Origin of the sequence: Pseudarthrobacter sp., from assembly GCF_036675385.1 — a bacterium.
Lineage (GTDB): Bacteria > Actinomycetota > Actinomycetes > Actinomycetales > Micrococcaceae > Arthrobacter.
Genome location: NZ_JAKFFD010000082.1, coordinates 1 through 25,718, shown reverse-complemented (window position 1 = coordinate 25,718; position 25,718 = coordinate 1). Strand labels below are relative to the sequence as shown.

Below are 25,718 nucleotides of genomic sequence, written 5' to 3'. Positions count from 1 at the left end.
GCGCTCAGTCGGCCAGGATCCGGTAGAGCGCGCGGCGGGTTTCGTCGAGCTTTTCCACCGCAGCATTGCGCTGTTCTTCCGTAGCTGCCGTGCGGAACTGATGAATGACCCCCATCAGCTTGCCCACACTCTGGTGGAAGGCGGGTCCGGATCCTTCCGCATCGCTGTTCCACGCGTTCTCCAGTTCCTCCGCATGCTCGGCCACGTAGGCCTTGCCGGCGTCGGTGAGGGTGAAGTCGGTCCGCCGGCCCTCGCTGAGGGGCGCAATGAGGTCCTCGTCCACCAACTGCTGGAGTGTGGGGTAGATCGACCCGGGGCTGGGCCGCCATGCGCCGGATGTTTTCTCCGCGATGGTCTTGATCAGGCCATAACCATTGGACGGGGCCTCGGCCAGCAGTGACAGGATGGCCCACCGGACGTCCCCCCTGCTTGCGCGCCGGGGACCGGGCCCAAAGCCGGGACCGAACCCTCCACCAGGTCCAAAACCGGGACCAAATCCGCCCCGCGGACCAAAGCCCGGGCCAAACCCTCCCCCGCGGTGCCCGTGCGGTCCGCGGCGGCCCCTGCCGCGCTCAAACCGTCCCCGCCCGAACTGTCCCCGCCCGAACGGCGGTTCCAAAAACTTGTCGTCGTGAATGCCTTTCATGGTGGCATCGTCCCTTCCCTGTCTGTTGAATGCTTTTTGGCCCTTGTTGAATGGTTATCGGTCGACTACTCACCGACACTTAACGATATATCGGTATGTATCGCGGAACAAGACCCGGAACGGACTTGGGGACGTAAAATACCGGCTTGGCATCAGTTCCTCCAGCATCTGGATGCTGCAGGTGCAGCGGCGTATTCTGATCACACGTCGCGAGCTTGGGGCTGAACAATGGCGCAGCAAAAGAAACGCAGGCACCGGTTGGCCGCCACCCTGGGAAGGGTCATCGGGTTCTTTGCTGCGAGCGCCATGTGCGGCGTCCTGGCCGCAAGCCTCGTGGTCCCGGCTGTGGCGACGGTCGGCTACGGAGTCAGCACCTCCATCAGCTACTTTGAAAATCTGCCCTCGGAACTGATCGTCGGGTCGCCCTCGCAATCCACCAAGGTCCTCACCTCCGACGGCCAGCCGATCGCGACGTTCTATGCCGAGAACCGGATCAGGATCCCCCTGGACCGGATATCGCCTTTTGTCCGGGATGCCATCGTGGCCATCGAGGACAGCCGCTTTTATGAGCACCCGGGCATCGACCCGCAGGGGATCGTCCGGGCTGCGATCTTCAACCTGACGAATGAGGGCAGGCAGGGCGCCTCCACTATTACCCAGCAGTACGTCACCAACGTGATCAACGAGTCCTTCGTATCCCAGGACAAAACCGACGCGGTGATCCTCAGCGGCCAGAAGAGCATCGGGGACAAGCTCCGGGAGATGAAGCTGGCCATCGCGCTGGAGAAGAAGTTCAGCAAGGACCAGATCCTCGAGGGCTACCTGAACATCGTGTTCTTCAACCGCGAGGCGTACGGGATCGAGGCCGCGGCACGGTATTTCTTCAGCACCACGGCCGCCGATCTCAACCTGCCGCAGGCGGCCCTCTTGGCCGGGCTGGTCAACAGCCCCAGCTACTACAACCCCGCGGTCAATCCGGAGCAGGCCACAGGCCGCCGGAACCAGGTTCTTGCGGAGATGCTGGCCACGGGCAAGATCACCCAGGCGGACCATGACGCCGCCGCGGCCGCGCCCATCGAGCTCAAGCTCAGTCCGGGGAAGCAGGGCTGCGCCCACGCCCAGATGGCGCCGTACTTCTGCGACTACATTTCGCACCTGATCCTGAACAACCCGGCCTACGGCACCACCCTGATCGAGCGCGAGCGGAAGCTGTACCGGGGCGGGCTCACCATCGTCACGACGCTGGACAGCCGGCTCCAGGCTGCGGCCCAGACGCAGGTGGACGCCACCGCCGGGGCGAATCCTGACCGCTGGGGCGCCTCCCTCGTGACGGTGCAGCCGGGCACCGGAAAAATACTGGCCATGGCGCAGAATACGGTGTTCCTGCCGGCCGAGGGCAGGTTCGATACCCAGCTGAACTTCAACGTGGACTCCCGCGATCCGCAAGGCAATGACCTTAACGGGGCGGGCGGTTTCCAGCCCGGCTCCACCATGAAGCCCTTCACGTTCGCAGAGTGGCTGAACGAGGGCAAGCCGCTGACCGGGGTGGTGGACGCCTCCCGCCGGGTGTATCCGCTGGGCTTCCCGTGGCGTTCCAGCTGCGGAAGGGTGCTGGGCGCCTACAGCACGGCCCAGAACAACCCTGAGCTGGGCGCCGCCGATGACCTGCAGAATGCCGATCAGGGCTACTACCGCCCCATGCCCGTGAACTACGGGCTGTACAACTCGATCAACACGGCCACCTTCGCCTCGGCCGCCCAGCTTGATTTCTGCGGCATCCAGAAGATGGTGGACAGCGTGGGGCTGCACAGCGGACTCGATGGCGCGCAGATCAACATGCATCAGCTGGGCAATCTCCTCGGCGCCATCGGCGTCGCCCCGGTCCACCTGGCCAATGCCTTCGCCACCTTTGCCAACGACGGCCGGTACTGCGCCCCCATTGCCGTGCTCGAGGTAACGGACATGTCCGGCGGGAAACTCCCGGGCCAGACCAGCGAGTGCCGCGACGCCGTCAAACCTGAGGTTGCCCGAGGCGTCAACGCAGTGCTCCAGGACGTGCTGAAGGTCGGCTCCGGCGTGTGGATCAACCCCAAAATCCACACGCTGATGCCGGTTGCCGCCAAGACCGGCACGTCCAACAACAACGGCTCCACCTGGGTGGTGGGCTATACGTCGGGGCTGGCCACAGCGTCCTTCTTCGGCGACGCATTGGAGGGCCAAAACCGCCCCGGCCAGAACGTCACCATCAACGGCCAGTTCTACCCCCGCCTTGACGGCTACATGATCGCCGGGCCGCAGTGGGTCAACTACATGCTCCAGGCCGCCCCGCTCTACCCGGCAAACCCGTTCCCGGCCCCGCCGGCATCCATGATTGCCCCGCCGAAACCGACTCCCGCACCGGCCGCGCCGAGGCCAGCACCCGCCCCGGCGCCCGCACCAGCACCCGCACCCGCGCCCGCACCCGCGCCGGAGCCACCTCCTGCTCCCGCTCCCGCGCCTGTCCCGCCGCCTGTGCCCGAGATTCCGGGCGTTCCGCCGCAAAACGGCTTCCCGGGCGGGAGACGCTAGGAGCCGAAGACCCTGAGAGCCGACGACGGCGGGAGGCACCGCCGTCGACCGTTCCCTCCGCCGCGCATTCCCCTCGCCCGCTCAGCTAAGTGGTGCCCGCTCAGCTAAGTGGTGCCGCGCCATAGCCGCTGCCACCAGGAGCGCTGCGGCTCCGGTTCAGGTAGGGGGTCCTGTGCGCGGGCGGCGCGGCGTTCGTGCCAGCGCGCCACCTCGGCGTCGACGTTCCGCGTTTTGGTGACGACGGGCGGGCCGCCCTGGAGCTGGCGGCGGGCGTCGACCACCCGGGCATTGAAGTCGGCAAGGATGTCCCGGACCTGTTTTTCGGTGAACTGCGCATCAAGGCGGCCGTCCAGTTCGGCGTCTTCGGTGCGGAGCAGGATGGCTTTGGGCCCCAGTCCGCTGATGTTTTCGCGCTGGATCAGGCCCTTGACCCACCAGTCGGGATCGTAGGCCTCCCCCAGCCCGGGGATGGGCTTGCCGGCGTACTTGAGGTTGTCGAATTTGCCTTGGGCCATGGCGTCCCGGATCAAGTACTCCGCCCGCCGCGCATCGTCGACCTTCTTGCGCTTGTCCCGTTCCTTGGCCTCGGCGGCCTCAATTTCGGCCTCTTCCTCCGCGCTGATGCCGGCCCCGCGGTAGGAGCGCATTTCAGCAGCCCGTTCCAGCCGGCGCTTGAAGGCACTGTCGCCGCCGCCCATGATCCCTTCACCGCCTCCTTGCCCGTCCCGACCCTTCAGACTTCCAGTATTCAGACGTGGACCGCAGGTTTCAACGGAAAGGACAGTACCCACAGCAAAGGGGAGAGTACGACGGCGGGACGTCCCGCCGTCGTACTCTCCCCTTTTGCGTCAAAACCGTCAGCGTTACTCAGGCGCGGGCGTGTTCGGCGAGCAGTGCGTCGATCTGGCCAGCAGCCTCTCGTATGCCCTCTTCCATGCCCATCTGGACCATCTGTTCCATCTGCTCTTCGGACTCGAAGGTGGACAGAACAGTCATCCGGGTGCGGCCGCCGAGGTCTTCGAGGTCAACGGCGGCATGGGTGACTCCCATGGCCTCGTTAGGGGCGCCGTCAGCATCCGCGAAGCCGTCGTCGAACTCGAGTTTGCGCGGCGCCTCGATGGCGGTGAAGCGCCACCAGCCGCCGGCCTTCTCCCCCTCGGGGCCGGTCATGTAGTAGCCGGCCTTTCCGCCGGGCTGGAAGTCGAACGCCTCAAACGTGGCCGGCCAGGTGGGCGGGCCCCACCACCGCTCCAGCTGGCGGGGGTCTTCCCAGATCTGCCAGACCTGCTCGACGCCGGCGTCGAACTCGGCAACGAGGGTGAAGCTGAGGGCTTCGAGATTCTTGGTGGAACTGATAACAGGCATTGCGAAACCTTCCTATCCTTCAGCCAGAATGTCCGCGATCCGCCCGGCACGCTGCCGCCAGATCGCCTCATACTCATCGAGCAGCCGGCGGGCCTTCTGCAGTCCTTCGTGGTTACCCCGCACGATCTGTTCCCTTCCGCGCTTCTCCTTTGTTACCAGGGAAGCCCGCTCCAGCACCGCCACATGCTTCTGGACGGCGGCGAAACTCATGGCGTAGAGGGCGGCGAGGCCGGAGACGGAAGACTCCCCGGCCGTCACCCGCCGGACAATGTCCCTCCGGGTGGCGTCCGCGAGGGCCTGGAACAGGCGGTCCACGTCCGCGTCTCTGAGCTGATCTACAACCATTTGGTTGTACGATACGCCCGGGGCGGCCGGGTGTCAAGGCTTACCCGCGGAAGGCTACGGGAGGCATGCCTCCATAGAGCCTTCATGCAACCGGGCTCCGGTGACGACGAACTGTCCGAAGGGGGACACCCCGACACTCTCTGCCAGATCCTTGTAGGTGTCCACGTCGAACTCCCCGGCCGGAGCCTCGCTGGAGACAATGATTCCCACGCAGCTGGCGTTCGGGTTGGCCGCTTGGGCAGCTGGCAGTCCGGCTGTGAAGGCGAGCGGGATGGCGACAGAAAGCATGACGAAACGACGAGTAGGAGTTTTCATTGCGTGACCTCTTAGCAAGACGGAATTCCATCAAGGGATGAATGGCAGTATTGGCTCGACCGTAGCTGGCGGCGCAGCCGACTACGGCTCATAAGGCCTCTTGGTTGCCCCAGTGCGTGGACCCGAACGCGGCGCCGAAGAAGCGGTGGCGGCGCCTTCACTCAAAGGCACACGGTCAGCTTGTGCCCGTTTGAAAGATTACCGCTGCCGAAATAGCGCGTCCACCACTTTGTGACAGGACCTGCCGGCGCGAGCGTGTAATCGCTCACACTTTGGCCATTTCTGTTGCAAATCTTGGCGGCAAGCATGAACCATGAGATCGGGACCCCGTTCCCGCACTACCAAGATCAGCAATCCTCACCGACGAGGATGCGGCCCGCTCAAGGACGACGCGGAGCCGTTAACTGCATGAGCGAAAGTACTGACAATGACGTTTGAAAACACTGACTCCATCACGCTAAAAATCTGGGACCGGTCTGCGATTGAGCACACCCTGGAGAGCATTGTGCACGACCTCTCGGTCAAGGCGAACACCACCAAATGCCGCATTGCGGTCCAGTGCAGCGGCCCCAACACTTTCACGGTCAGCGTCCGTGGCCAGGAACGCCAGCTCGCCACCGTCTGATCATTTCACGGCCGAAAACTGAAGCGGACGACGGCGGGAGGTTCCCGGCGTCGTCCGCTTCAGTTTTGCATCCGGGCTGACAGCCTTACGCGGTTGCCTGGCGGCTCACCATCTCGTTGATCCAGATCGGCGCGAACGGTGACGTGCAGTTCGGGGGCGTCGGGTAGTCCTTGAGGACCTCGAGCCGTTCGCCGATATCGAGCGCCCGGGCCCGGTGCTCGGGATGCTCGATCCCAATGAAAGCCAGCGTGTGGTTCATGGCCCACTGCAGCCGGTCCGGGGCGTCCCTCATCTGGGCCTCGATAATGTCCAGCAGCTCAGGGAAATCGAGCCCCGCAGGCGTTTTCGCCACCCGTTCGCTGGTCAGGGCCCAGCCGGCGCTGGCGACCACCGGATCCGGGTCAGCCATCCAGGCCACGCGCAGGTCCTCCGCGTGCGGGCTCTTCTTCACGACGTAATTCACGAGCCAGTCGTGCACTTTGGGGGCGCGCGCCTCGCGGAGCATGGTGTCCAGTTCGTCGCGTTCGAAGGCCTTTGGCCGGCAGATCAGCAGCGCCACCAACCTGGCCGGGGTGTCGTTCGTGGCCCAGAGCTCGCGGGCGAGTTCCTGCTGCGTCTTCAGCCGCTTCGCGACCGCGCGCAGCTTGGACAGGTTCACGCCGTGGTCGTCGCCGCGCTTCTCGTTCGCCTCGCGCATCTTCGGGTCCTCAAGCACGGCCAGCTCGGCCATCACCTCGCCCAGCAGCCCCGCCGTCATGGTCTCGGACATTGTCACCCTTTCGGTCACCCTTTTGTCGGTTCCAGCCTACGGCTGACAGAGCGGAAGCGGACGACGGCGGGAGGCTCCCGTCGTCGTCCACTTCTGTTGGGTGCCAACGCTGGTCATGCCCATGCCACAACGAGCCGCGCGGCCTGGTTGGGCACGGTGAGATCAATGCCGGTCAACTCCTGAAACCGGTTGAGCCTGTTAAGGACCGTGTTCCGGTGGCAAAACAGTGCCTCCGCCGTGAGCGTCACGCTTCCCGATTGAAGAAAGTGGCGGGCAGCCTCGGTGAGTCGTTCCCGCTCCACGCCACGGCACGGGTCAAGCGCAGCGTCAAGCTCCTCCACAAGGTCCAGACCAGCCTCCGCGAGTTGCCGCTTGGCAAGGCGCGGCCACGCCTGGTTGGCAGATAGCGGTCCGGTGTCCGCAGGCTGCAGGAGTGCCGCCAAGCTCGACGCGGTTCGTGCCGCTTTGGGCAAAGCGCGCAAACCGTTCGCTTCGGCTACGCCGCAGGGGATGTCCGCAAATACCTGCGGCACCGTTGCGATGACAGCCTTGACTTCTCCCGTCCGCGCTGCTGCCACGGGCCAGAAGACATAAGCCATGTCGCCCGACTCCCGGAGAAAGAATCGCTGGTTGCGCTTGGCCGCGGCTTTCACCTGGGCAGCTCGCAGCCGGGCGGCGGCGCTCCCACTGGCCGCGACGAGCCCAAACCGAGCATTGGCGGAGACTCCCAACGCCTCAGCTACCTGGGCAGCTGTGTCCGCCGAGGGACTCACCACACTGAAAAGCCTGGCAATGAACTCGTTCTGAATGCTGGACTCCTCCTGAGCCATCCGCACCCGTTCATTGAGGTAACTCGTGTGCGTGCGGACGGCGAATTCGTCGACAACCCGCCACACTTGATCCACGCGGGCGGTCAGCATGGGCGCATCTTCCGGTGTGGCAATGGCCAGCAGCTCTGCCCAAAGGATGGTGAAATCCAGGCGCACGGCAGAGACCAGCGCTTCGGCGGGAATCCCGGCCCGTGCACGTTTGGCTCCCAGGGACGCTGAAATGTCGGCGTCATAGTCCGCCCCGGCTTCAGCGTTGCCGCCGCTCCTGAGGCCGTTCACCAGCCGATGGAAAGTTTCCCGGGCCGTCTGCATGATCTCGTCTGTCTCGACGGTTGATTCGCCGTATTCCGGGATCTCCCGGACCTGGCTGATGAACTTCTTTGCCAAAACGTCGACCCTGTGGTGAAGCTGTTCGACGAGCTCCGACCACCTCCGTGCGACGGCGGCATCCTCAAGATTGTGCATTCACACACCATACAAGCCGATTTCGGTTGCCGCCAGCTAACTTATTTGAGCAGATCTACTGAGACAATTGAATCCGGTGAGACCCGTCACACCCATCTGGCCCCGGCCGGCAGAATCTATCCGCACTACCATCCGTTATTGGAGTAAGCATGGCAAGCAGCAGCCCCGCAACTGGTCTCGGACCATCGCTACCCCGCGTTGTAGACGAGCGTGTGACGAAAAAAGTGGCACTGGCCGCGCTGGTGGGCACCGCGCTGGAGTGGTACGACTTCTTCCTCTTCACCACGGCCGCCGCCCTGGTATTCAACGCCCAGTACTTTGTTTCAGCCGATCCGTTCGTCGCCGCCATGAGTTCCTTCGCCACCCTTGCTGTGGGCTTCGTGGCCCGTCCCATCGGGGGATTCATCTTCGGAGCCCTGGGCGACAAGGTAGGGCGTAAGAAGATCCTGATGATCACCATCGTCGGTATCGGCGTTGTCACGGGCCTGATCGGGCTGCTGCCGAACTATGCGACCATCGGCGTCGCAGCGCCCATCATCCTGGTGGCGCTGCGCATCCTGCAGGGCCTGGCAGTTGGCGGTGAGTGGAGCGGTGCGGTGATTATTGCCGTCGAAAACGCCCCCGTTGCCAAGCGCGCCCGCTACGCCGCCCTGCCCCAGATCGGTTCCCCGATCGGCACCATCCTGTCCTCCGGCGGCTTCTTCGGCATGCTCTACCTCGTTGGGCAAACCAACTTCGACGCCTGGGGCTGGCGCATCCCGTTTATTGCCGCCATCCCCCTGCTGGCCATCTCCATGTGGATCCGCAGCAAGCTCAGCGAATCGCCGGAGTTCGAGGCACTCATGGAATCCGGTGAAACCGAGCACGCCCCAATCCGCGGTGTCCTGACCAAAAGCTGGCGCCAGATCCTGGTGGGCGGGTGCTCGGCACTCCTCGGCATCGGCGGCTTCTACCTCATCACCAGCTTCGTGGTCTTCTACGGCACCAAGGTCCTCAAGATGCCCTACGAGACCCTCCTCATGGGCTCGCTCCTCGCAGCGGTGTTTGAGATCTTCGTGCTGATCTGGGCAGGCCGGATGGGCGAGAAGTACGGCGCCAGCAAGGTCATCCTCTGGGGCGGCATCGCCTCCGCTATCGTCGCTGTGCCCGTCTTCCTCTTGATCGACACCGCCAACCCCGCCCTGGTGATCCTGGCCATGATCGTCGGCGTGTGCACCCTGTCCGTCCCTTACGCCGTCTCCGGCACCGCGCTGACCTCGCTGTTCGCCACAAAAGTCCGTTACACGGGGGTAGCTATCACCTCCAACAGCGCCGGCGTGATTTCCGGCTTTGTGCCGCTGATTGCCACGGCGCTGGTGGCCGCCAGCGGCAACTCATTCTGGCCTGGCGCCATCATCCTCCTGGTGGTTTCCATCATGACCGCCTTGTCCGGCATTTTCCTGCCGGCACTCAGCATCGAAGAAGAAGGAATGAAGCATTGAGCACCCAAACCACCGCCGGACACTTGATCGTTGCCCAGCTTGAGCGTGCCGGCATCAGACGGGTCTACGGTGTCCCCGGCGAAAGCTTCCTGGACGTCCTGGACGGCCTGCACGGCTCCTCTATTGAAACCGTGGTGACCCGCCACGAAGGCGGCGCCGGGTTCATGGCACTCGCCGAGGGCCGGCTCACGGAGCTGCCCGGCGTGGCCATGGTGACCCGCGGCCCCGGCGCCGCCAATGCATTCATCTCCATCCACACCGCCCACCAGGACGCCACCCCGTTGATCCTCTTTGTGGGCCTCATCCCGGTTGCCGACCGCGGCCGCGAATCCTTCCAGGAATTCGACATCAACGCCTGGTTCGGCAGCACCGCCAAGAAAGTGGTGACGCTCGACGACGCCGCGTCCGCCGCCCGCGTGGTTGACGACGCTATCTTTACCGCACTGAGCGGACGCCCAGGACCCGTGGTGATCGGGCTTCCCGAAGACGTCCTGGTCCATGCCATCGACTCGGGAACAGTGCAGCCCAGAGTGGTGGCACGGTCCGAGCCGACCACGTCAGACCTGGCGGCGTTGGAACAGCGCCTGGCAGCATCGCACAAACCGCTGATCGTGGTGGGCGGCGAAGGCTGGGACCAGGCTTCTTCCGAAGCGTTGGCCGGCTGGGCAGAACGCCACGGCGTTCCTGTCCTGGCTGATTTCCGCGCCTACGATGCGGTTCCGCACAATAGCGGTGCCTACGCCGGATACTTGGGCTACGCCCGCAGCGACGCCAACGCGGCACGGCTGGACGAGGCCGATCTCTTGATCTTCGTCGGCTGCGTCCGCGCCGACGTGCTCTCCGACGGCTACCGGCGTGGCCTCGATGCAGTAACCGTCGTTGTCAACGCCGACGCCGACCTGCTGGGTCATTTCGGCCGGCTGGATCAGCACATCCCCGCCCACGTCGCGTCCTTCGCCACGCTCCTCGCCGCTACCACCTCCGAGGTGAAGCCGGCCGCGGGTTGGCTGGCCGAAGCCCGCGCCGACTACGAAAAGTTCTCCACCGCGCAGCCGGACAGGGCCAACGAAGTGGACTCAAAATATGTGGACCTCGCCGTCGTTATGGAAATCCTGAAACAGGAAATGGACGACGACGCCGTCATCACGTATGGGGCGGGGAACCACTCGCTCTGGCCGGCCCGCTACCTCAAACACAACGCCGCGAACTCACTGGCCGCGCCCCGCAACGGCGCCATGGGCATGGGCATCCCTGCAGCGGTGGCGGCGTCCCTGGCCTACCCGGGCCGCCAGGTCATCTCCGTGGCCGGAGACGGCTGCTTCATGATGAACGGGCAGGAGATCGCCACGGCCATGGGCCACGGCGCCCGGTTCATCGTGCTGGTGGTGGACAACGGCATTTTTGCCACCATCCGGGAGCACCAGGAAGCCCACTATCCGGGCCGCCCCTCCGGCACGCACATGACCAACCCGGACTTCGTCGCGCTGGCCCGCTCCTACGGCGGATACGGCGAGCGCATTGAGAAGGCCGAGGACTTCGCTGCCGCGTTCCGACGGGCAGCCGAGTCGGGGCTTCCCGCGGTCTTGCACCTGCCGCAGGACCCTGCCACCCGCTCGCCCCAGACCGCCAGCAACTGACCGGAGCATTCCATGATCACCCTGAACAACATCATCAACGGCCAGTCCGTTCCGGCTGCGGCTTCCTTGCCGTTTTTCGATCCGGCCACCGGAGTCCAGCTCGGCACCGCACCGGACAGCGACTCAGCAACCGTGGACCGCGCCTTCCAGGCCGCGCACACGGCGTTCAAGAGCTACAAGCGGACCACCCCGGCGGAACGCCAGGCCATGATGCTCAAGCTCGCTGACCTGATCGAGGCCAACGCGGACCGGCTGCTGGAGGCGGAAGTGGCCTGCACCGGAAAGCCCCGGCAGATCACCAGGGAGATCGAAATCCTGCGGGGCGCGGACCAGCTCCGCTTCTTCGCCGGTGCGTGCCGGGTGGTCTCCGGAACGGCACAGACCGAATACGTCAGGGGATTCTCCTCGACGGTCCGCCGGGAACCTCTCGGCGTGGTCGCCCAGATTACTCCCTGGAACTACCCGTTCATGATGGCCATCTGGAAGATTGGGCCAGCCCTGGCCGCCGGTAACACGCTGGTGCTCAAGCCGGCCGATACAACGCCCTGGTCCACACTGATCCTGGGTGAGCTGGCACAGGAGGCCTACCCTGCAGGGGTGGTGAACATCCTCTGCGGCGGGCGCGGAACCGGCGCCGCCATGGTGGACCACGAGATCCCGGAAATGGTCTCCATCACCGGCTCCACCCGTGCCGGGGCGCAGGTCATGTCCGCAGCCTCGAAGACGCTTAAGGACGTCCACCTGGAACTCGGTGGCAAAGCACCGGCGATCGTTTTCGCCGACGTCGACATCCACCTGACCGCCAAGGAGATCGCGCTCAGTGCGTTCTTCAACGCCGGGCAGGACTGCACCGCAGTGACCCGCGTCCTGGTGCACGAAACCATCCACACCGAATTCGCGGCCGCCCTCGCCGAAGCCGCTTCCGCGCTTCAGGTGGGCGGTGACAGTGCCGACCTCGGACCGCTTAACAGCGCCGCCCAGCTGGACCAGGTGGAGGGTTTTATGTCCCGGCTGCCAGCCAACGCGAAGGTCCTCGCCGGTGGCAAGCGCACCGGCACCGGCTACCACTTCGAACCGACGGTAATCGACGGCGTGTTCCAAAGCGACGAGGTGGTGTGCGACGAGATCTTCGGTCCTGTGCTCACTGTCCAGCCGTTCGCCACAGAGGAAGAAGCCCTGGAACTGGCCAACGGCACCCAGTACGCCCTGGCGTCCAGCGTCTGGTCCAACAACCACGGAGTGGTCACCCGGGTCTCCAATGAACTGGACTTTGGCGCCGTTTGGATCAACTGCCACCAGGTGATTCCGGCCGAGGCCCCGCACGGCGGCTTCAAGCACTCCGGCACAGGCAAGGACCTTTCCGTCTTCGGCCTGGAGGATTACACCCGCATCAAATCCGTCACCACCTCCCACCGCTAAACCCACTCTAGGTAAACCATGAAACTCGATCTGCTGCTGCGTAATGCGGACATCATCACCATGGACGAGCGGCGCCCGCACGCCACCTCGTTGGGCATCTGGCAGGGCCGCGTGGTGGGCCTGGACGAAGACGTGTACGGGCTGGACGCCGTCGAGGTCCTGGACCTCCACGGCGCTACGGTGACTCCCGGCTTCATCGACGCCCACTGCCACACCACCTGGTTCGGCCTGGGCCTGGCAGAAGTGGACGTTGCAGCCGCCCGCGGCCTGGACCAGCTGTATGCCCTGCTGGAGGCGGACATGGCCACGGTTGGGGCCACCGGCGAGGAGAAGACCACGGATCAGCAGACCGGATGGCTTATGGCCACCGGCTTCAGCCAGACACAGCATGGCGGCAAGTTTCCGGACATTGCCGTACTGGATCGGATCACCGGGAACCGGCCGTTGTTTATCCGTCACAATTCGGGGCACATGGCTGTGGTCAACACCGCGGCGCTGCGGCTGGCAGGTGCCGAGTCGCCGTCGTTTCCCGACCCCGACGGCGGGGTGATAGTCCGCGACGCCGCCGGCCGGCCCACGGGGCTGGTTCAGGAGACGGCGCAGCAGCTGATCCAGCAGCTGATCCTGCCGTATACCTTGGACGGCATCGAAGCCGCCCTGGATCGTGGGACCCGGTACTACGCGTCGGAAGGAATCACCAGCTTCACCGAAGCCGGAATCGGCGGCGGTTGGATCGGACACAGCCCCGTGGAACTCGCCGCCTACCAGCGGGCCATGGCCAACGGCCGGCTCCACGCACGCGCACAGCTCATGCCAGTCCTGGATGCGCTCCACCCATTGGATGGGCACGGCGCGGATTCGGCTGGAGCCTCGGGCCTTGATTTGGGCATGTACAGCGGCTTTGGAAATGAATTCCTGTCCCTTGGGCCGGCCAAGGTTTTCCTGGACGGCTCACTGTTGGGCGAAACGGCGGCGGTCAGCGAGGCCTACTGCAGCCACGGACACACGGACAACAGCAGCAACACCGGCTATTTCCAGGCCGATCCCGAAGCGCTACGGAACCGGATCGAGACCGCCTACGCGGCGGGCTGGTCAATAGCCGCCCATGCCATCGGGGACCGGGCTGTCGACCTGGCGATTGACATCATCACGGAGTGCGCGGAAAAGTACGGGCCACGGACCGTTCCCAACCGGATCGAGCACGCGTCCATCACCAGGCCTGAACAGGTGGTCCGGATCGCGGAGGCTGGAATCGCCGTCACCCCGCAGGCCAGCTTCTTCGCGGACGGCGGCGACGGTATGACTGCCTCGCTGGGTGGGGAACGGCTGGACTGGGCCTACCGGGCGGCATCCTTTCTGGACGCCGGCGTGACCGTGGCCGGCAGCTCGGACCGTCCGGTGGCTGACGGCAACGTACTCCGCGGGATGCAGGCGTTCGTCGACAGGCGCACCTCAACCGGGAACGTTTTCGGGAACCCGGATGAGCGGCTCACACCGCTTCAAGCCCTCGCCGCCTACACCACCGGAGCCGCCGCGGCCACTGGCACGTCCCACATCAAGGGCGCACTGACACCCGGCAAACTGGCAGACTTCGCTGTCCTGTCCGGCTCTCCGCTCGCCGTCGACGATATCTCCGGACTCCAAGTGCTCGCCACTTCCGTCGCCGGCAAGTTCACCCACCTAACACCTGGCCTGGAACTGACCCACGGCAGGCCAAAGGTTCTGCAGCACATCCCATCAGACCGTTCATAGGGGAAATACCTTGACCACCACAACAGCTTTCAGCACCCAGGACGCGGCGTTCATCCGGGACTTCCAAATCATGAGCCAGTTTGGATCAACGGCGAACGGGGGCGTGGACCGGCAGGCGGCCAGCGTGCCGGACGGCGAGCAGCGCCGCTGGCTTGCGGGTCTCCTCGAAAGCCGCGGTTTCACCGTAAGGTTTGACCGCGCCGGAAACCAGTGGGGCCTCTACGAGGCAGTGCCCGGCGCACCATACGTGGTGCTGGGTTCGCACATGGATTCACAGCCGACGGCGGGGCGTTACGACGGCGCGTACGGTGTCCTCGCCGCGGCGCACGCGGCGTTCCGGCTGGTGGAGAAATGGGTCTCCGCCGGGCCGGACAGCCAGCCACGGTTCAACATCGCGGTGGTCAACTGGTTCAACGAAGAAGGGTCCCGCTTCAAGCCGTCCATGATGGGCTCTTCCGTCTACACCGGCAAGCTTGACCTGGAAACAGCCATGGCCATCACGGATGCCGGCGGAGTGAGCGTCCGTGACGCCCTCGATGCCATCGGCTGCCGCGGGGACTATGAAGGCCCCGAGGCGGCGTTCTGCGCCGAAATCCACATCGAGCAGGGCCGCAGCATGGAGCGGGAAGGAGTCACCATCGGGCTGGTGCACTCCAACTGGGCGGCCAACAAGTACGAGTTCGTGGTGCACGGCGAGCAGGCGCACACCGGCTCCACCGTCATCGCGGACCGCAAGGATGCCCTCCTGGGCGCCTCCATGATGGTGGTCGCAGCCCGCGAACTGGCAGACAAGTTCCCCGGCGTTCTGCATACCTCGGTGGGCCAACTCACCGTCTACCCGAACTCCCCTGTGGTTGTGCCGTCCCGCGTCAGCCTGTTGCTGGATCTGCGCAGCGCGGACGAGGTCGTTCTGTCAGAGGCCGATGCCCTGCTGCATCAGCGGATCATGGAGATCGAGACCCTGGCCAGCGTCACGGTGGAGCGGAACCACTCGCATTCCTGGCCGGTGAGCCCGTATCAGCCCGAAGGCGTGGAACTCGCGGCCAAGGTTGCCGCCGATCTTGGTCTGTCCAACAAGACTGTGATGACCCTGGCCGGGCACGACTCCACCAACATGAAGGACATTGTTCCCACGGTGATGCTGTTTGTGCCCAGCGTGGACGGCATCTCGCACAACGAGCACGAATACACCACGGACGAGGACATCGTCGCAGGCCTGACCATGCTGACTGAGGTGGCCAGCAGGCTCTGCAGCGGAGACCTGGAGCCTGTTTCCACCGAAGGGAATCGCACGCCATGATAGTGGCGGATCAGGATGCCATGTCCGTCCGCTCGCACCATACGGAATTGTGGGCCCGACGGGCGGCACGCACCCCGTCCACGGCCGTGCGGGAGATCTTTGCCGCCGCTGCCCGGCCAGGGATTATTTCACTGGCAGGTGGAAACCCCGACGTCGGCTCCCTGCCTCTGGCTGCCCTTGGCGAGACGTCGGCTGCCATTATCGCCGGCCAGGGTTCCCAGGCGCTGCAGTACGGTGCCGGGCAGGGAACCGAGGAACTGCGGTCGCAGATCTGCTCGATCATGTCCCTCGAAGGCATCACTGACGCCGACCCCGACGACGTTTCCGTGACCATCGGATCCCAGTTTGGTCTTGACACCGTGACGAAGATTCTTTGCGATCCTGGCGATACGGTGCTGACCGATGATGCCACGTATATGGGGGCCCTGGGCACGTTTTCCGTGTACGAAGTCGACGTCCAGCCTGTTCTGACGGACTCTGACGGACTGATCCCGGAAGCCCTGCAGGAACGCATCCATGCGCTGCGGCGAGTGGGGAAGCGCATCAAGTTCCTCTACACGATTCCCAACTTCAACAATCCAACAGGTGTGACCCTGAGCCTGGAACGGCGTCAGCAGGTAGTGGACATCTGCCGGGACGCGAACATCCTCGTGGTTGAAGACAACCCTTATGGATTGCTCCGGTACCGTGGAGACGCGCTTCCTGCAATGCGGGCGGCCAACCCCTTGGACGTCATCTATTTGAGTTCCTTCTCCAAAATATTCGCTCCCGGCCTCAGGCTCGGCTGGGCGCTGGTTCCGCCTCACTTGAAGCAGCGCTTCCTCATTATCGGAGAGTCCAGCACCCTGTGCCCGCCGGCCTTTAACCAGATGCTCACCTCTGCCTATCTCCGCGACTACGACTGGCAGGGCCAGCTCAATGTCTCACGTGCCGCCTATCGGCTCCGCAGCGACGCCGCCCTAGCGGCGCTTTCGGAGACCATGCCCGACGGCGTGACCTGGACCAGGCCCGAAGGCGGCTTCTTCACCTGGCTCACACTGCCTGGGTCTGTGGATACCCAGGCGCTCATCACGACGGCGGTGGACGCCGGCGTGGTGTACTTCCCGGGAGCCGCGTTCTCACCGACCACAGCGCCGTCGCAGAAGCTGCGCCTGGCGTTCAGCGCGCTCAGCCCGGACCTCATCACCGAGGGCATCCACCGGCTGGCTCCCGTGCTGGCAAGGCTCTAGTCCGCTTCGCGGGGCTGACATTTCGGGCCGGACATCTCGGGCTAGCTTCGTCAGGCTGCAGCCCTACTCCGACAATTGCCTTGGACACACCGCTCCCCCGCCGTCCAGAGGCATAGCGGGGCTTTCGTCGCTCGGGAAACGCGGCTAGGGCTTTCCCTGTAACGCGGTCGCCGAACGAGGCACGAGCAGGTCGTTTTCTCGCCTTATCTCATCGGCAACCGCCGAAAGGGCTAGGTGTGCCTCAATCGACTTCTTCAGCCACTCAGGCGTGGCTGGATCCTCGACTGACTTGGCTATCTCCTCGGGCTTACTGTCAACTAGGAATTTCCAGCTACGCGGAACACGACCAGGTCCGAGCGCTCCGACTAGCGCGGCAGCTTCGGCGCCCATATCGCTACTGATCGTGCTGTCGGAGTGGCCTCCGCGCCCTAGGTTCTGTTTCAGCCTCAGAAGAGTTTCAAGCTCGAACATCAGATGTGCCTGCTTCAGCGCCGCGCGGCGGTCTTCGCCGGCGATACGGCGCGAGTTCCGCCGATCCAGCGCCGACACAATGAGTGCGACAATCGCCGCCGCCACGGCCGCGAGCACTGCGGCGACCTGAACCCAGAGGGCTATCTCTTCTTTCGTCATGGCTACACAGTATTGTCCGATCGGCGAAGAAGTCGCAGACAACGGCTCAACGGCATCCGCCCACGTATTCGCTAGTTAGGCTCGTTCGTCGCCCTGGGCGACGTCAGCGTGAGCCGCGGAAATGCCGCCAGCGAACTCTGAAGATCACAACAAAGAGCCCGACTGGAATACCAGTCGGGCACTTTGCATTCGGCGGTTCCGGGGAGCTTATTCCATGCCGCCGGGAAGAACCGTGTCGATGGCCTCCCCCGAACGCAGGCGTCGCAGAATGTCCGGTTCGGCACGGTCCGTTGACAGGACTAAATCGACGATGGCGGCGGCATCCTCCGGAGAGAGAACAAGGACACCATTGTCGTCGGCCATCACTACGTCGCCGGGGTTTACCGTCACCCCGCCGCACAGCACAGGAACATTCACCGCACTGTTGGCATCGAGCTTGCGCTTAGCCGTCAGGACACTGGTTCCACGTGCGAACACCGGAAGCCCCGCGCTCCGGAGCTCCACGATGTCGGTCACCACACCATCCACCACGATCCCTGCGGCACCGGCGCACTGGGCTGCACACGCGGTGACAGCACCCACCGTTGCATGAGTGGTGTCATGCCCTGTTTCGATGACCAGAACGTCGCCAGGTTCCAGAAGCGCCAACGCCCGGTTCGTGGCGAAGGCATCCGCAGAGGCAACGCGAACAGTCACTGCCCGGCCAACAAGGTGAACGTTCCGGAGCATCGACCGGACGCCCGAGTCGAGGAAACCTTCCTCCAGGAAATGCCCGATGGTGGGAAAGCTAACGGACTGAAGCCGGCTAACCAGCTCCGCACCCAGGGCCTGGGTCAGACGAACTGTGCCGTTCATGAACTGCTTCCCTCCTTGACAACAGCTATGCACTGAATCTCGAAGGAGAAATCCCAAATCCCCACGCAGATCGACGTGAGTGCCGGTGCGCGGGAACCGAACACATCAGCATAGATACGGCGGTACTCCTCGTCCTGAGTCTGGTCGGATACGTACACGGTCGCGTTGACCACGTGGTCAAGGCTGGAGCCCGCCCCCTCAAGAACGGTCTGTAGATTGGTCAGAACCTGGCGGACTTTCCCTTCAAAGTCCGCCGGTCGTCCGTCCGTCCCTGCGATAAGTGGAATCTGGCCTGTGGTGAAGACAAATCCCCCTGCAACCACTGCTTGGGAGAAAGGCCCCACCGAGGCCGCCATACCTGGAAATGTAGCCAGTCGATTCAGCATGCCTGCACCGCTTCCTGGGTAACGGAGACGAATTTCGGCCCGTTCGTAAGTGGGTCCTGGAGCGGTCCGTCCGCCACGAAAGCAATGCATTCGATTTCCAGCGCTATGTCCCAAATGCCAACGCAGCATGAAGTGCGGGCCGGCAACGTTGATCCGAAAGCCTCGGCGTACACTCCGTTGTATTCGGCCAACTGGTCCGGGTCCGTCAAATAGGTGGTGACCTTCGCGACGTGGGCAAGGTCAGAGCCCGCCTCAAGGAGGATGGCTTCCAGGTTGGTCAGGGTCTGGCGGACTTTTCCGGCGAAGTCCTCCGGCTGGTCCTGCATACTGCTTCGGGCCGGGATCTGGCCTGACGTGAAGACCATTCCGTTTGCAACGACGGCCTGGGAATAGGGTCCCAGTACCGGAGCCATTCCGGGTGCGTTGGCGATGCGGCGAATATGCGGTGGCTTTTGGACGTCCGCCACCGCCGCTATGCAATGGATTTCGATGCTGTAGTTGCTTTCGGACACCATAACGGTGGTTCTGGCAGGAAGGTTATCGCCGAATACGTCCGCGTAGATCTCGTTGTATTCGGCCAGCCGTGGATCCGTGAGGAACGTAGTTATCTTCAGTACGTGTTTCAGGCTGGACCCCGACTCTTCGAGAGTCGCGGAGAGGTTTGAGAGCGCCAGGCGAACGTCGTCGGCGAAATTCCGGTTGCCATCTTCCGGGACGGTGGGCAGCGGTACCTGTCCTGAGGTAAATACCAGGCCGTTGGCCACGACGGCCCGCGGGGATTGACTGGTCAGGGCATTGACGGGGTCCGCTGTGCCGATGCGCCTGATCATGCTCGAGCCAGTTCGTTGCGGTCGGCAGCCTCGGCAGGGGCCTCGTGGATTGCATCGATGTTGGAACGCAGCGTTTCGGTGAGCAGGAGCAGTGCCACGAGGGAAACGGCAGCCGAGCCGATCATGAACCATGCCACGGAGGAACCTTGGCCTGTGGCGTTCAGCAGCGCCGTTGTGGCGACCGGTGTAATGGCGCTTCCCAGGAGTCCGGCGAGCATGTAGGCGACGGAGAGGCCGGAGTATCGGACCCGCGAACCGAAGAGTTCGGCCAGGAAAGTAGCGATCGGGCCGTAGTTCGCACAAAATGCCGTCATCAGCAGGATGTATCCGAAGACCACACCGGCGAGGGAACGGGTGTCCATCAGCCAGAAGAGCGGGAATGAGACGACGATCTCGGCCACGATTCCGCCGACGATGATGGGCTTGCGGCCAAATTTGTCCGACAGTTTTCCGAAAACGGGGAGCATGACGATACCCACTGCGCACGCCGCCAGGACTGCAATCAGCATGTCATTGGTGGAAAAACCCAGCTTTGTCTTGCCGTAGGTCAGCCCGAACGCCACCAGAATATTGAAGGCGGTTCCGGTGGAAATTGTCGCCAGCGCGCCAAGAAGGACCTGCTTCCAGTACTTGCGCAGCAGTTCGGCCAGGGGCATTTTTGCTTTGGCTCCCGCGTCCTTGACGGCCTGGAATGAGGGAGTCTCTTCGAGGGTCAGCCGAATGTAGAGACCCACAGCAACCAGGATGACACTGGCGAGGAAAGGAATCCGCCAGCCCCATGCAAGCAAGGCTTCCTCGGGCATGATTCCGGCGATGATCAGGAACACGAGGTTGGCGATCAGCGTTCCGCCGGGGACACCGACCTGGACCAGGGACCCGTAGAACCCGCGCTTGTCCTTCGGAGAATGCTCCACCACCATCAGGACTGCGCCGCCCCACTCCCCGCCCAGGGCAAGTCCCTGAATGACTCGAAGGACGAGCAGAAGGATCGGTGCTGCGATGCCGATCGTTGCATAGTCCGGCAGGAGGCCGATGGCAAATGTCGCGGCACCCATCGTCAGCAGTGATGTGAGGAGCATCGATTTGCGCCCCATCCGGTCACCGAAGTGGCCGAAGAGTGCGGCGCCGGCCATTCGGGCGACATAGGCAGCAGCGAAGGTGCCAAAGGCCAGCATGGTTCCAACCAGTGCATCAAAGCTTGGGAAGAAGATCTTGTTAAAAACGAGGGCAGAAGCGGTAGCAAAGAGGAACAGGTCGTACCACTCAACGGTGGTTCCGATAACGCTGGCTACTGCGATCTTGCGCATCTTGTCTATTTTGGGACCGGACGTTGTTGCGGGCGGGGCAACGGATGATTGGGGCATGGCTCTTCTCCAACGTGAGAGGCGGCTGAGGTGAAATGTAACTGATCGGTGCACTCAACATTGGTGTGCGCGAGATCACAATTCAATAGATTTTTCCCCCCGGTTACACCCTCAAAATAGGGCATTTGCCCAAATTTTTAGGATGCGTGCCGCGGCAGAATCCCTCACAGCCTTCGGGCACATCCGCCCGCCTCAGTTATGCGGCCATTACCGACCGCCGGTGGCCATCCAGGAACCGGGCGGCTCCTCCGCCACTTCCATGTCCTCTTCCTCAGTCCCGCACGGCACAAACCCGCGGGACTGGTAGTTCGCCAGGGCCGCCGGACCGTCCAGGGTGCAGGTGTGGACCCAGACGCGGGACACCGGCGGGAGGTCGCAGCGTTGTGCCAACGACCATGCGGCCGTGATGACGTGTTCCAGCAGCCGGCCGCCGAGGCCCCGGCCGATCGCCTGCCCTGAAAGGCCGAAGTACCTGACCTCGACGTGCGTGCCATCCTCGGCGACTACGGGCTGAAGGTGGACATAGCCCCACGGCACGCCCTCACCATAAAGGACCCAGAATTCCATCCCCGGCACGGCGAGCTCCTCGGCCCACTGCTGCCGTGTCCACTCGAGCCGATCCGTCCAATGCCACGGCCCGCCCACCAGGCCATAGAGGAAACGGGCATACTCCGGAGTGACCCCGTCAGCCCGGTCCAACCGCGCCTCATCGGGCAACGGGCGCGCCGTCCAGGCTGGCGGCTGGAGCATCTGGAGCGTTGTGGTGGTGACCTTCATGGACAGCCCAAAAACCTTTCGATCAGGATCGTCGGTCAATCGTATTTGAGACCAGGGCACGCGGACGACGGCGGGACCTCCCGCCGTCGTCCGTCTTGCCCATGTGGCGCTTTCCTATGAGGTGCGGAGCCTGCCGAGGCAGTAGTTCTTGACGCAGTGCCGGACCGGCCGCGGCAGCCGTGGATACACCAGGGCGGACCACCGGGTGGTGCGCTCGAAAAGGCGGCTGTGGCGGTCGCTCCACGGCAGCCCGAAGCCGGCACGCAAGTGGTCCGGCAGCAGCCCGGCGGTGATGAACCGGATCAGCGGCATGCTCATCCGCAGCCAGAGCGGCCCGGCCGGCGGGTACAGGAGGTCGCGGCCGACGCCGGCGGTGACGGCGTCCAGCTCCAGTCTCAGCAGGGACGCGTCCCAGTACGTCCTGAAGGCTGCGCGGTCGGCCGGCCACAGGTCCGCCGGAAGTTGCAGGACGGTGCCGATTCTTGCGTAGTCGCGGTACATAAGGTCTGCCGTCTCGTCGTCCAGCGGGCCGTAGATTTTCTCGTAGACGGTGATGGCGGTGTCGTACAGGGTTGCCACCACCCATAATTGCGCCTGGGCATCGAACGCGCTGTACCCGTGGGAGCCGGCGTCGGGCTTGCGGCGGACCGCGGAGTGGGCCCGGTTGACGCTGCGGCGGACGGCCGCGACCTGGGCCTCTGTTCCGTAAACGACAGCGTAGACGTAGGTGACCGTAGCCCGGAAGCGGTCCAGGGGACGGGCCATAAAGTCACTGTGCTCGGCGACGCCATGGCCCACCGCGGGGTTCGCGATCTGCAGCAGGATGGCGCGGCCCGCCCCGGCGAGCAATACACCTTCAGCGCCGATGTCGGCCAGGTTCCGCACCATGGACCCACGATACCGGAGAAGGCAGCCGCTACTTCCTTCGCGACGCCGTTCGTCCGGATCAACGGGACCGCCACTATGCTGGGCAGACCATCAAAGGAGATGGCACGGCAGCGCAAGGGGGAACTGTTGGAATCAGATTCTGGCGGCAGGGAGTTTCCCCGCATCCGCCGTTCGCCCAGCGGGCGCATTCCGCAGTGGGCAATCGATGAGGCACTGAGCAAGCCGCCAGCGCCCGAGCCGTGGCGCGGTGCCCCCATCTCGCCAATCTCGGCCAAGAGGACCGTCCACGGCCGGAAAGTCCGCGGGCGCAAGTGGAGATCGCGCACCGCCACGGTCCTGGGCATCGCCCTCGTGGCGGGTCTCTATTTCACGCCGACGCTCTTCGAACGGTTTGTGCTGCCGGCAGCCATGCCCCACTTGCCGGGCGCCAAAGTGCCGCCACCAGGGTTTGAGGCCGCGTCAGCCCCGCTCGGCCTGCCGCCGGCCACGAGCGGATCCACCGCCTATGTCCTGCAGAAGTCCCCGGATCCGGGCCAGGCCTTTGTTGCCTACGACCCCTGCCGTCCGCTGCACTACGTGGTCCGGCCGGACAACGCGCCGCCAGGAACGGACGTACTTATCCAGGAGGCCGTGTCCGCGGTTTCCGCGGCCTCGGGACTGCAGTTCGTGTATGACGGAACCACGTCCGAGGCGCCATCCGAAGCCCGCGAAGCGTACCAGCCGGCGCGCTACGGCAAGCAGTGGGCGCCGATTCTCATTGCGTGGTCGTCGCCGGCGGAAGCACCCAAGCTGGCAGGGAAGGTTGCAGGAACCGGTGGAAGCGCCTACGCCCATATTCCCGGCGAGCCTTATGTGTACGTCGCCGGCCAGGTGACCCTCGATGCGCCGGGCCTCGCGGAAACACTGGCCTGGCCGGAGGGACCTGCCCACATCCGCGCCATCATCATGCACGAGCTGGGGCACGTCCTGGGGCTGGACCACGTGGACGATCCCACGCAGCTGATGTATGCGGAAAACAGCGGTCAGTTCGACTTCGGCGATGGCGACCGCGCAGGGCTGGCGTTGCTGGGAACCGGGGAGTGCGTCCCGCGGCTGTAGCCCTGACATATCCACGTCGGTGCGGCTGCGCGCTTTGCGGGTCAGCGGACTTTGCCCGTCAGCGGACGACGGCGGGAGCTCCCGCCGTCGTCCGCTTTCTGTTTGGGCGTGGCCCAGGCAGCGTCCCGGCAGTTGACACCCGCCGGTGCGTGCGGTTGACTTTTGCATATGCTGAAATAACAGTTCCATGATGCGGAATAGCTTATCCGCATAGCCCTACACCGTGGATGCCAGCATCAAAACACGAGGATCTGTTTTATGCACCTTGAACAGTTCAACACGGCCGGCCGCCCGGAGGCTGCCGATTTCCTGCGCCCCTGCCTGGACATCCAACGCTGGATCGACGAGCTCGCCGACGCGCGGCCCTATTCCAGCCTCGACGCGCTCCTTGCTGCGGGCCGCGGCGCAGCAAACCCCTTCACGCCGGCGGAGATCAAAGCGGCCCTCGCCCACCATCCGCGGATCGGCGAGCGGGCGCAGGGCGACAGCGCGGAAGCGAAGCTGTCCCAGTCGGAACAGGCCGGACTGGGCGTGGCCGACGCTGCCGTCGCCAAGGCCTTGGCGGAAGGCAACCGGACCTACGAGGAAAAGTTCGGGCAGGTGTTCCTGATCCGCGCCGCCGGCCGCAGCCGCGAGGAGATCCTGGCCGCCCTCAACACCAGGCTCACCCACACCCCCGAAGCGGAACAAACAATCATTGGCCAGCAGTTGCGGGAAATCGCACTGCTCCGACTCGAAGGACTGATGGGCAGATGAGCACCTCCCACGTCACCACGCACGTACTCGATACCGGCTCCGGAAAACCGGCGGCCGAGATCCCGGTAACCCTCCAGGCGCTCGACGGCGAGCGCTGGGTCCGGATCGCAGCGGGCACCACCGACGCGGACGGGCGCATCAAAGAGCTGGGACCGGAGCGGCTGCCCTCGGGGACCTACCGCCTGGCGTTCGACACGGGCAAGTACTTCGCCGCCACCGGCACCGAAACGTTCTTCCCGGAGGTGACCCTCACGTTTGGCGTGCTGGAATCGGAAGCCCACTACCATGTGCCGCTCCTGCTCAGCCCGTTCGCGTATTCCACGTACCGGGGCAGCTGAGCCCGCCGGCCCCCGCCGGAAAACTGAGGCGACAGGAAGGGTCCGCGGCGTCGCCGCGGGCCCTTTCGCGCGCCCATCATCCGGCCCCGCCGGCAGGATCCCCGCTGGCCGCAACCACTCCGCCAGCCGGAACGCCAACGGCGGTCACAATCGGTGATTTGGCCCGGGTGGGCCATGACGGAACAAATTCCTTGATCCCAAATTGGGATCCCAAAGATCGTGATCCACAGTTCATAGCCCGGCCGTAACGCTGTGGCATTGCCTCAGGATGGCGGGGGCACCGCTGCTGGACCCGCGCTGGGGCAGGCTCCTCACGTCCGCCTGAAAGCAACGCGGGGTCAGATAGGGCCGATTCCAGGCGGCTTATGGGGCCGTATCCGACCCCGCGTTGCTTGTGGCTCCGTTAGCAGCCAAATGTGACCGTCCGCTCGCCTTGACGCGCGGATTGTCGCTTGGATAATCTCGAGATGCAATAAAGTTTTCTCACAGAATGAAAACTTGAGCCAACTATTCAACGATGAAAAGAGGCTGGACGTGGCTGCAGGAGAAGAGACCTCCCATATCCTCAGCGGGTTGACAAACCAGCTGCCTGATCGTGATCCGGAAGAGACCGCCGAATGGCTGGAGTCCCTGGATGCCCTGATTCAGGAACAGGGCACCGAGCGTGCCCAATACATCATGCGGAGCCTGCTCCAAAGGGCGGGCGCGCAGAGCGTCGGCGTGCCGATGGTGACCACCACGGACTATGTGAACACCATCCCGGTGGACCAGGAAACGGCGTTCCCGGGGGACGAAGAGATCGAGCGCCGGTACCGGGCGTACATGCGCTGGAACGCCGCGATTATGGTGCACCGGGCGCAGCGGCCGAACATCGGGGTGGGTGGGCACATCTCCACCTACGCCGGGGCCGCCACCCTGTATGAGGTGGGCTTCAACCACTTCTTCCGCGGCAAGGACCACTCCGGCGGCGGTGACCAGGTCTTCTTCCAGGGCCACGCCTCCCCCGGCATGTACGCCCGCGCGTTTATGGAAGGCCGGCTCGCCGAGGAG

General features: G+C 64.3%; 25 protein-coding genes and 1 pseudogene. 12 read left to right on the top strand and 14 right to left on the bottom strand.

Annotated elements, in window-relative coordinates:
* Positions 1-4 precede the first annotated feature (4 nt).
* Positions 5-646, bottom strand: a complete 642-nt coding sequence (locus V6M49_RS06775) for a PadR family transcriptional regulator (RefSeq protein WP_058931246.1) — start codon at positions 644-646, stop codon at positions 5-7.
* A gap of 228 nt (positions 647-874) precedes the next feature.
* Between V6M49_RS06775 and V6M49_RS06770 the strand changes: the two genes are divergently transcribed.
* Positions 875-3,214, top strand: coding sequence for a transglycosylase domain-containing protein (locus tag V6M49_RS06770; RefSeq protein ID WP_332760631.1), 2,340 nt, complete (start codon positions 875-877; stop codon positions 3,212-3,214).
* Positions 3,215-3,318: 104 nt separating this feature from the next.
* On the opposite strand, the gene V6M49_RS06765 is transcribed toward V6M49_RS06770, so the two are convergent.
* The 4 genes from V6M49_RS06765 to V6M49_RS06750 form a co-directional block, all read right to left on the bottom strand.
* Positions 3,319-3,912, bottom strand: coding sequence for a J-domain-containing protein (locus V6M49_RS06765; protein WP_332760630.1), 594 nt, complete (start codon positions 3,910-3,912; stop codon positions 3,319-3,321).
* Between the two features lie 169 nt (positions 3,913-4,081).
* Positions 4,082-4,579 (bottom strand): SRPBCC family protein, encoded by a 498-nt coding sequence (locus tag V6M49_RS06760; protein ID WP_141141653.1) that lies wholly within the window; start codon positions 4,577-4,579, stop codon positions 4,082-4,084.
* A gap of 12 nt (positions 4,580-4,591) precedes the next feature.
* The gene (locus V6M49_RS06755) at positions 4,592-4,924 is read right to left on the bottom strand and encodes an ArsR/SmtB family transcription factor (RefSeq protein WP_141141654.1); all 333 of its coding nucleotides are present in this window, start codon (positions 4,922-4,924) and stop codon (positions 4,592-4,594) included.
* Between the two features lie 54 nt (positions 4,925-4,978).
* Entirely contained in the window at positions 4,979-5,239 is a 261-nt protein-coding gene (locus tag V6M49_RS06750; protein ID WP_141141655.1) for a hypothetical protein, read from the bottom strand.
* 427 nt (positions 5,240-5,666) lie between these two features.
* Here V6M49_RS06750 and V6M49_RS06745 point away from each other — a divergent pair, with 427 nt between their 5' ends.
* Positions 5,667-5,864: a hypothetical protein gene (locus tag V6M49_RS06745; protein WP_058931239.1), complete on the top strand. Its 198-nt coding sequence runs from the start codon at positions 5,667-5,669 to the stop codon at positions 5,862-5,864.
* Between the two features lie 85 nt (positions 5,865-5,949).
* On the opposite strand, the gene V6M49_RS06740 is transcribed toward V6M49_RS06745, so the two are convergent.
* Together V6M49_RS06740 and V6M49_RS06735 are read right to left on the bottom strand one after the other, a co-directional pair.
* Entirely contained in the window at positions 5,950-6,633 is a 684-nt protein-coding gene (locus V6M49_RS06740; RefSeq protein ID WP_332760629.1) for a DNA alkylation repair protein, read from the bottom strand.
* A 113-nt stretch (positions 6,634-6,746) separates the two neighbouring features.
* The gene (locus V6M49_RS06735; protein WP_332760628.1) at positions 6,747-7,928 is read right to left on the bottom strand and encodes a PucR family transcriptional regulator; all 1,182 of its coding nucleotides are present in this window, start codon (positions 7,926-7,928) and stop codon (positions 6,747-6,749) included.
* Between the two features lie 149 nt (positions 7,929-8,077).
* Here V6M49_RS06735 and V6M49_RS06730 point away from each other — a divergent pair, with 149 nt between their 5' ends.
* The 6 genes from V6M49_RS06730 to V6M49_RS06705 are packed head-to-tail and all read left to right on the top strand — an operon-like array spanning position 8,078 to position 16,746.
* Positions 8,078-9,409 (top strand): MFS transporter, encoded by a 1,332-nt coding sequence (locus tag V6M49_RS06730; RefSeq protein ID WP_332760627.1) that lies wholly within the window; start codon positions 8,078-8,080, stop codon positions 9,407-9,409.
* Positions 9,406-11,046, top strand: a complete 1,641-nt coding sequence (locus tag V6M49_RS06725) for a thiamine pyrophosphate-dependent enzyme (protein ID WP_332760626.1) — start codon at positions 9,406-9,408, stop codon at positions 11,044-11,046. The genes V6M49_RS06730 and V6M49_RS06725 overlap by 4 nt, the downstream gene beginning before the upstream one ends.
* A 12-nt stretch (positions 11,047-11,058) precedes the next feature.
* Positions 11,059-12,465 carry a gamma-aminobutyraldehyde dehydrogenase gene (locus tag V6M49_RS06720; protein ID WP_332760625.1) on the top strand — a complete coding sequence of 469 codons (1,407 nt, stop codon included), beginning with the start codon at positions 11,059-11,061 and terminating at the stop codon, positions 12,463-12,465.
* A gap of 18 nt (positions 12,466-12,483) precedes the next feature.
* Positions 12,484-14,217, top strand: a complete 1,734-nt coding sequence (locus V6M49_RS06715) for an amidohydrolase (RefSeq protein ID WP_332760624.1) — start codon at positions 12,484-12,486, stop codon at positions 14,215-14,217.
* 10 nt (positions 14,218-14,227) lie between these two features.
* Positions 14,228-15,517, top strand: coding sequence for a M20 family metallo-hydrolase (locus tag V6M49_RS06710; protein ID WP_332760623.1), 1,290 nt, complete (start codon positions 14,228-14,230; stop codon positions 15,515-15,517).
* Positions 15,518-15,537: 20 nt separating this feature from the next.
* A complete protein-coding gene (locus tag V6M49_RS06705; protein ID WP_332760622.1) occupies positions 15,538-16,746 on the top strand; it encodes an aminotransferase-like domain-containing protein in 1,209 nt (402 codons plus the stop codon).
* 144 nt (positions 16,747-16,890) lie between these two features.
* Here V6M49_RS06705 and V6M49_RS06700 read toward each other — a convergent pair whose 3' ends face one another.
* The 7 genes from V6M49_RS06700 to V6M49_RS06670 all read right to left on the bottom strand — a co-directional run bounded on the left by V6M49_RS06700 (position 16,891) and on the right by V6M49_RS06670 (position 22,476).
* The gene (locus V6M49_RS06700) at positions 16,891-17,376 is read right to left on the bottom strand and encodes a hypothetical protein (RefSeq protein ID WP_141141664.1); all 486 of its coding nucleotides are present in this window, start codon (positions 17,374-17,376) and stop codon (positions 16,891-16,893) included.
* Positions 17,377-17,583: 207 nt separating this feature from the next.
* Positions 17,584-18,231 (bottom strand): RraA family protein, encoded by a 648-nt coding sequence (locus V6M49_RS06695; protein WP_141141665.1) that lies wholly within the window; start codon positions 18,229-18,231, stop codon positions 17,584-17,586.
* On the bottom strand, positions 18,228-18,617 hold the full coding sequence (locus V6M49_RS06690; RefSeq protein WP_332760621.1) for a RidA family protein: 390 nt from the start codon (positions 18,615-18,617) through the stop codon (positions 18,228-18,230). The genes V6M49_RS06695 and V6M49_RS06690 overlap by 4 nt, the downstream gene beginning before the upstream one ends.
* Positions 18,611-19,447, bottom strand: a complete 837-nt coding sequence (locus tag V6M49_RS06685) for a RidA family protein (protein ID WP_246848620.1) — start codon at positions 19,445-19,447, stop codon at positions 18,611-18,613. Before V6M49_RS06685 ends, V6M49_RS06690 begins: the two co-directional genes overlap by 7 nt.
* Positions 19,444-20,754 carry an MFS transporter gene (locus tag V6M49_RS06680; RefSeq protein ID WP_141142206.1) on the bottom strand — a complete coding sequence of 437 codons (1,311 nt, stop codon included), beginning with the start codon at positions 20,752-20,754 and terminating at the stop codon, positions 19,444-19,446. Before V6M49_RS06680 ends, V6M49_RS06685 begins: the two co-directional genes overlap by 4 nt.
* Positions 20,755-21,018: 264 nt before the next feature.
* Positions 21,019-21,588 (bottom strand): GNAT family N-acetyltransferase, encoded by a 570-nt coding sequence (locus tag V6M49_RS06675; RefSeq protein WP_141141667.1) that lies wholly within the window; start codon positions 21,586-21,588, stop codon positions 21,019-21,021.
* A gap of 114 nt (positions 21,589-21,702) precedes the next feature.
* Positions 21,703-22,476: an oxygenase MpaB family protein gene (locus V6M49_RS06670; protein WP_141141668.1), complete on the bottom strand. Its 774-nt coding sequence runs from the start codon at positions 22,474-22,476 to the stop codon at positions 21,703-21,705.
* Between the two features lie 126 nt (positions 22,477-22,602).
* On the opposite strand from V6M49_RS06670, the gene V6M49_RS06665 reads away from it, so the two are divergent.
* The 4 genes and pseudogenes from V6M49_RS06665 to V6M49_RS06650 all read left to right on the top strand — a co-directional run.
* Positions 22,603-23,574, top strand: a complete 972-nt coding sequence (locus V6M49_RS06665) for a matrixin family metalloprotease (RefSeq protein ID WP_246848622.1) — start codon at positions 22,603-22,605, stop codon at positions 23,572-23,574.
* A 258-nt stretch (positions 23,575-23,832) separates the two neighbouring features.
* Positions 23,833-24,330, top strand: a complete 498-nt coding sequence (uraD, locus tag V6M49_RS06660; RefSeq protein ID WP_141141670.1) for a 2-oxo-4-hydroxy-4-carboxy-5-ureidoimidazoline decarboxylase — start codon at positions 23,833-23,835, stop codon at positions 24,328-24,330.
* Positions 24,327-24,668 carry a hydroxyisourate hydrolase gene (uraH, locus tag V6M49_RS06655; protein WP_141141671.1) on the top strand — a complete coding sequence of 114 codons (342 nt, stop codon included), beginning with the start codon at positions 24,327-24,329 and terminating at the stop codon, positions 24,666-24,668. Before uraD ends, uraH begins: the two co-directional genes overlap by 4 nt.
* Before the next feature lie 534 nt (positions 24,669-25,202).
* A pseudogene (locus V6M49_RS06650) lies at positions 25,203-25,718 on the top strand (pyruvate dehydrogenase (acetyl-transferring), homodimeric type); the annotation flags it as partial.

What these genes read in the sequence shown, in the direction of transcription:
- V6M49_RS06680 (WP_141142206.1), bottom strand. Translation starts at nt 20,754, where the DNA reads ATGCGCAAGATCGCAGTAGCCAGCGTTATCGGAACCACCGTTGAGTGG.
- V6M49_RS06760 (WP_141141653.1), bottom strand. Translation starts at nt 4,579, where the DNA reads ATGCCTGTTATCAGTTCCACCAAGAATCTCGAAGCCCTCAGCTTCACC.
- V6M49_RS06750 (WP_141141655.1), bottom strand. Translation starts at nt 5,239, where the DNA reads ATGAAAACTCCTACTCGTCGTTTCGTCATGCTTTCTGTCGCCATCCCG.
- V6M49_RS06730 (WP_332760627.1), top strand. Translation starts at nt 8,078, where the DNA reads ATGGCAAGCAGCAGCCCCGCAACTGGTCTCGGACCATCGCTACCCCGC.
- V6M49_RS06755 (WP_141141654.1), bottom strand. Translation starts at nt 4,924, where the DNA reads ATGGTTGTAGATCAGCTCAGAGACGCGGACGTGGACCGCCTGTTCCAG.
- V6M49_RS06705 (WP_332760622.1), top strand. Translation starts at nt 15,538, where the DNA reads ATGTCCGTCCGCTCGCACCATACGGAATTGTGGGCCCGACGGGCGGCA.
- V6M49_RS06765 (WP_332760630.1), bottom strand. Translation starts at nt 3,912, where the DNA reads ATGGGCGGCGGCGACAGTGCCTTCAAGCGCCGGCTGGAACGGGCTGCT.
- V6M49_RS06745 (WP_058931239.1), top strand. Translation starts at nt 5,667, where the DNA reads ATGACGTTTGAAAACACTGACTCCATCACGCTAAAAATCTGGGACCGG.
- V6M49_RS06715 (WP_332760624.1), top strand. Translation starts at nt 12,484, where the DNA reads ATGAAACTCGATCTGCTGCTGCGTAATGCGGACATCATCACCATGGAC.
- V6M49_RS06670 (WP_141141668.1), bottom strand. Translation starts at nt 22,476, where the DNA reads ATGGTGCGGAACCTGGCCGACATCGGCGCTGAAGGTGTATTGCTCGCC.
- V6M49_RS06735 (WP_332760628.1), bottom strand. Translation starts at nt 7,928, where the DNA reads ATGCACAATCTTGAGGATGCCGCCGTCGCACGGAGGTGGTCGGAGCTC.
- V6M49_RS06770 (WP_332760631.1), top strand. Translation starts at nt 875, where the DNA reads ATGGCGCAGCAAAAGAAACGCAGGCACCGGTTGGCCGCCACCCTGGGA.
- uraH (WP_141141671.1), top strand. Translation starts at nt 24,327, where the DNA reads ATGAGCACCTCCCACGTCACCACGCACGTACTCGATACCGGCTCCGGA.
- V6M49_RS06695 (WP_141141665.1), bottom strand. Translation starts at nt 18,231, where the DNA reads ATGAACGGCACAGTTCGTCTGACCCAGGCCCTGGGTGCGGAGCTGGTT.
- V6M49_RS06700 (WP_141141664.1), bottom strand. Translation starts at nt 17,376, where the DNA reads ATGACGAAAGAAGAGATAGCCCTCTGGGTTCAGGTCGCCGCAGTGCTC.
- V6M49_RS06775 (WP_058931246.1), bottom strand. Translation starts at nt 646, where the DNA reads ATGAAAGGCATTCACGACGACAAGTTTTTGGAACCGCCGTTCGGGCGG.
- V6M49_RS06720 (WP_332760625.1), top strand. Translation starts at nt 11,059, where the DNA reads ATGATCACCCTGAACAACATCATCAACGGCCAGTCCGTTCCGGCTGCG.
- V6M49_RS06690 (WP_332760621.1), bottom strand. Translation starts at nt 18,617, where the DNA reads ATGCTGAATCGACTGGCTACATTTCCAGGTATGGCGGCCTCGGTGGGG.
- V6M49_RS06740 (WP_332760629.1), bottom strand. Translation starts at nt 6,633, where the DNA reads ATGTCCGAGACCATGACGGCGGGGCTGCTGGGCGAGGTGATGGCCGAG.
- V6M49_RS06685 (WP_246848620.1), bottom strand. Translation starts at nt 19,447, where the DNA reads ATGATCAGGCGCATCGGCACAGCGGACCCCGTCAATGCCCTGACCAGT.
- V6M49_RS06675 (WP_141141667.1), bottom strand. Translation starts at nt 21,588, where the DNA reads ATGAAGGTCACCACCACAACGCTCCAGATGCTCCAGCCGCCAGCCTGG.
- uraD (WP_141141670.1), top strand. Translation starts at nt 23,833, where the DNA reads ATGCACCTTGAACAGTTCAACACGGCCGGCCGCCCGGAGGCTGCCGAT.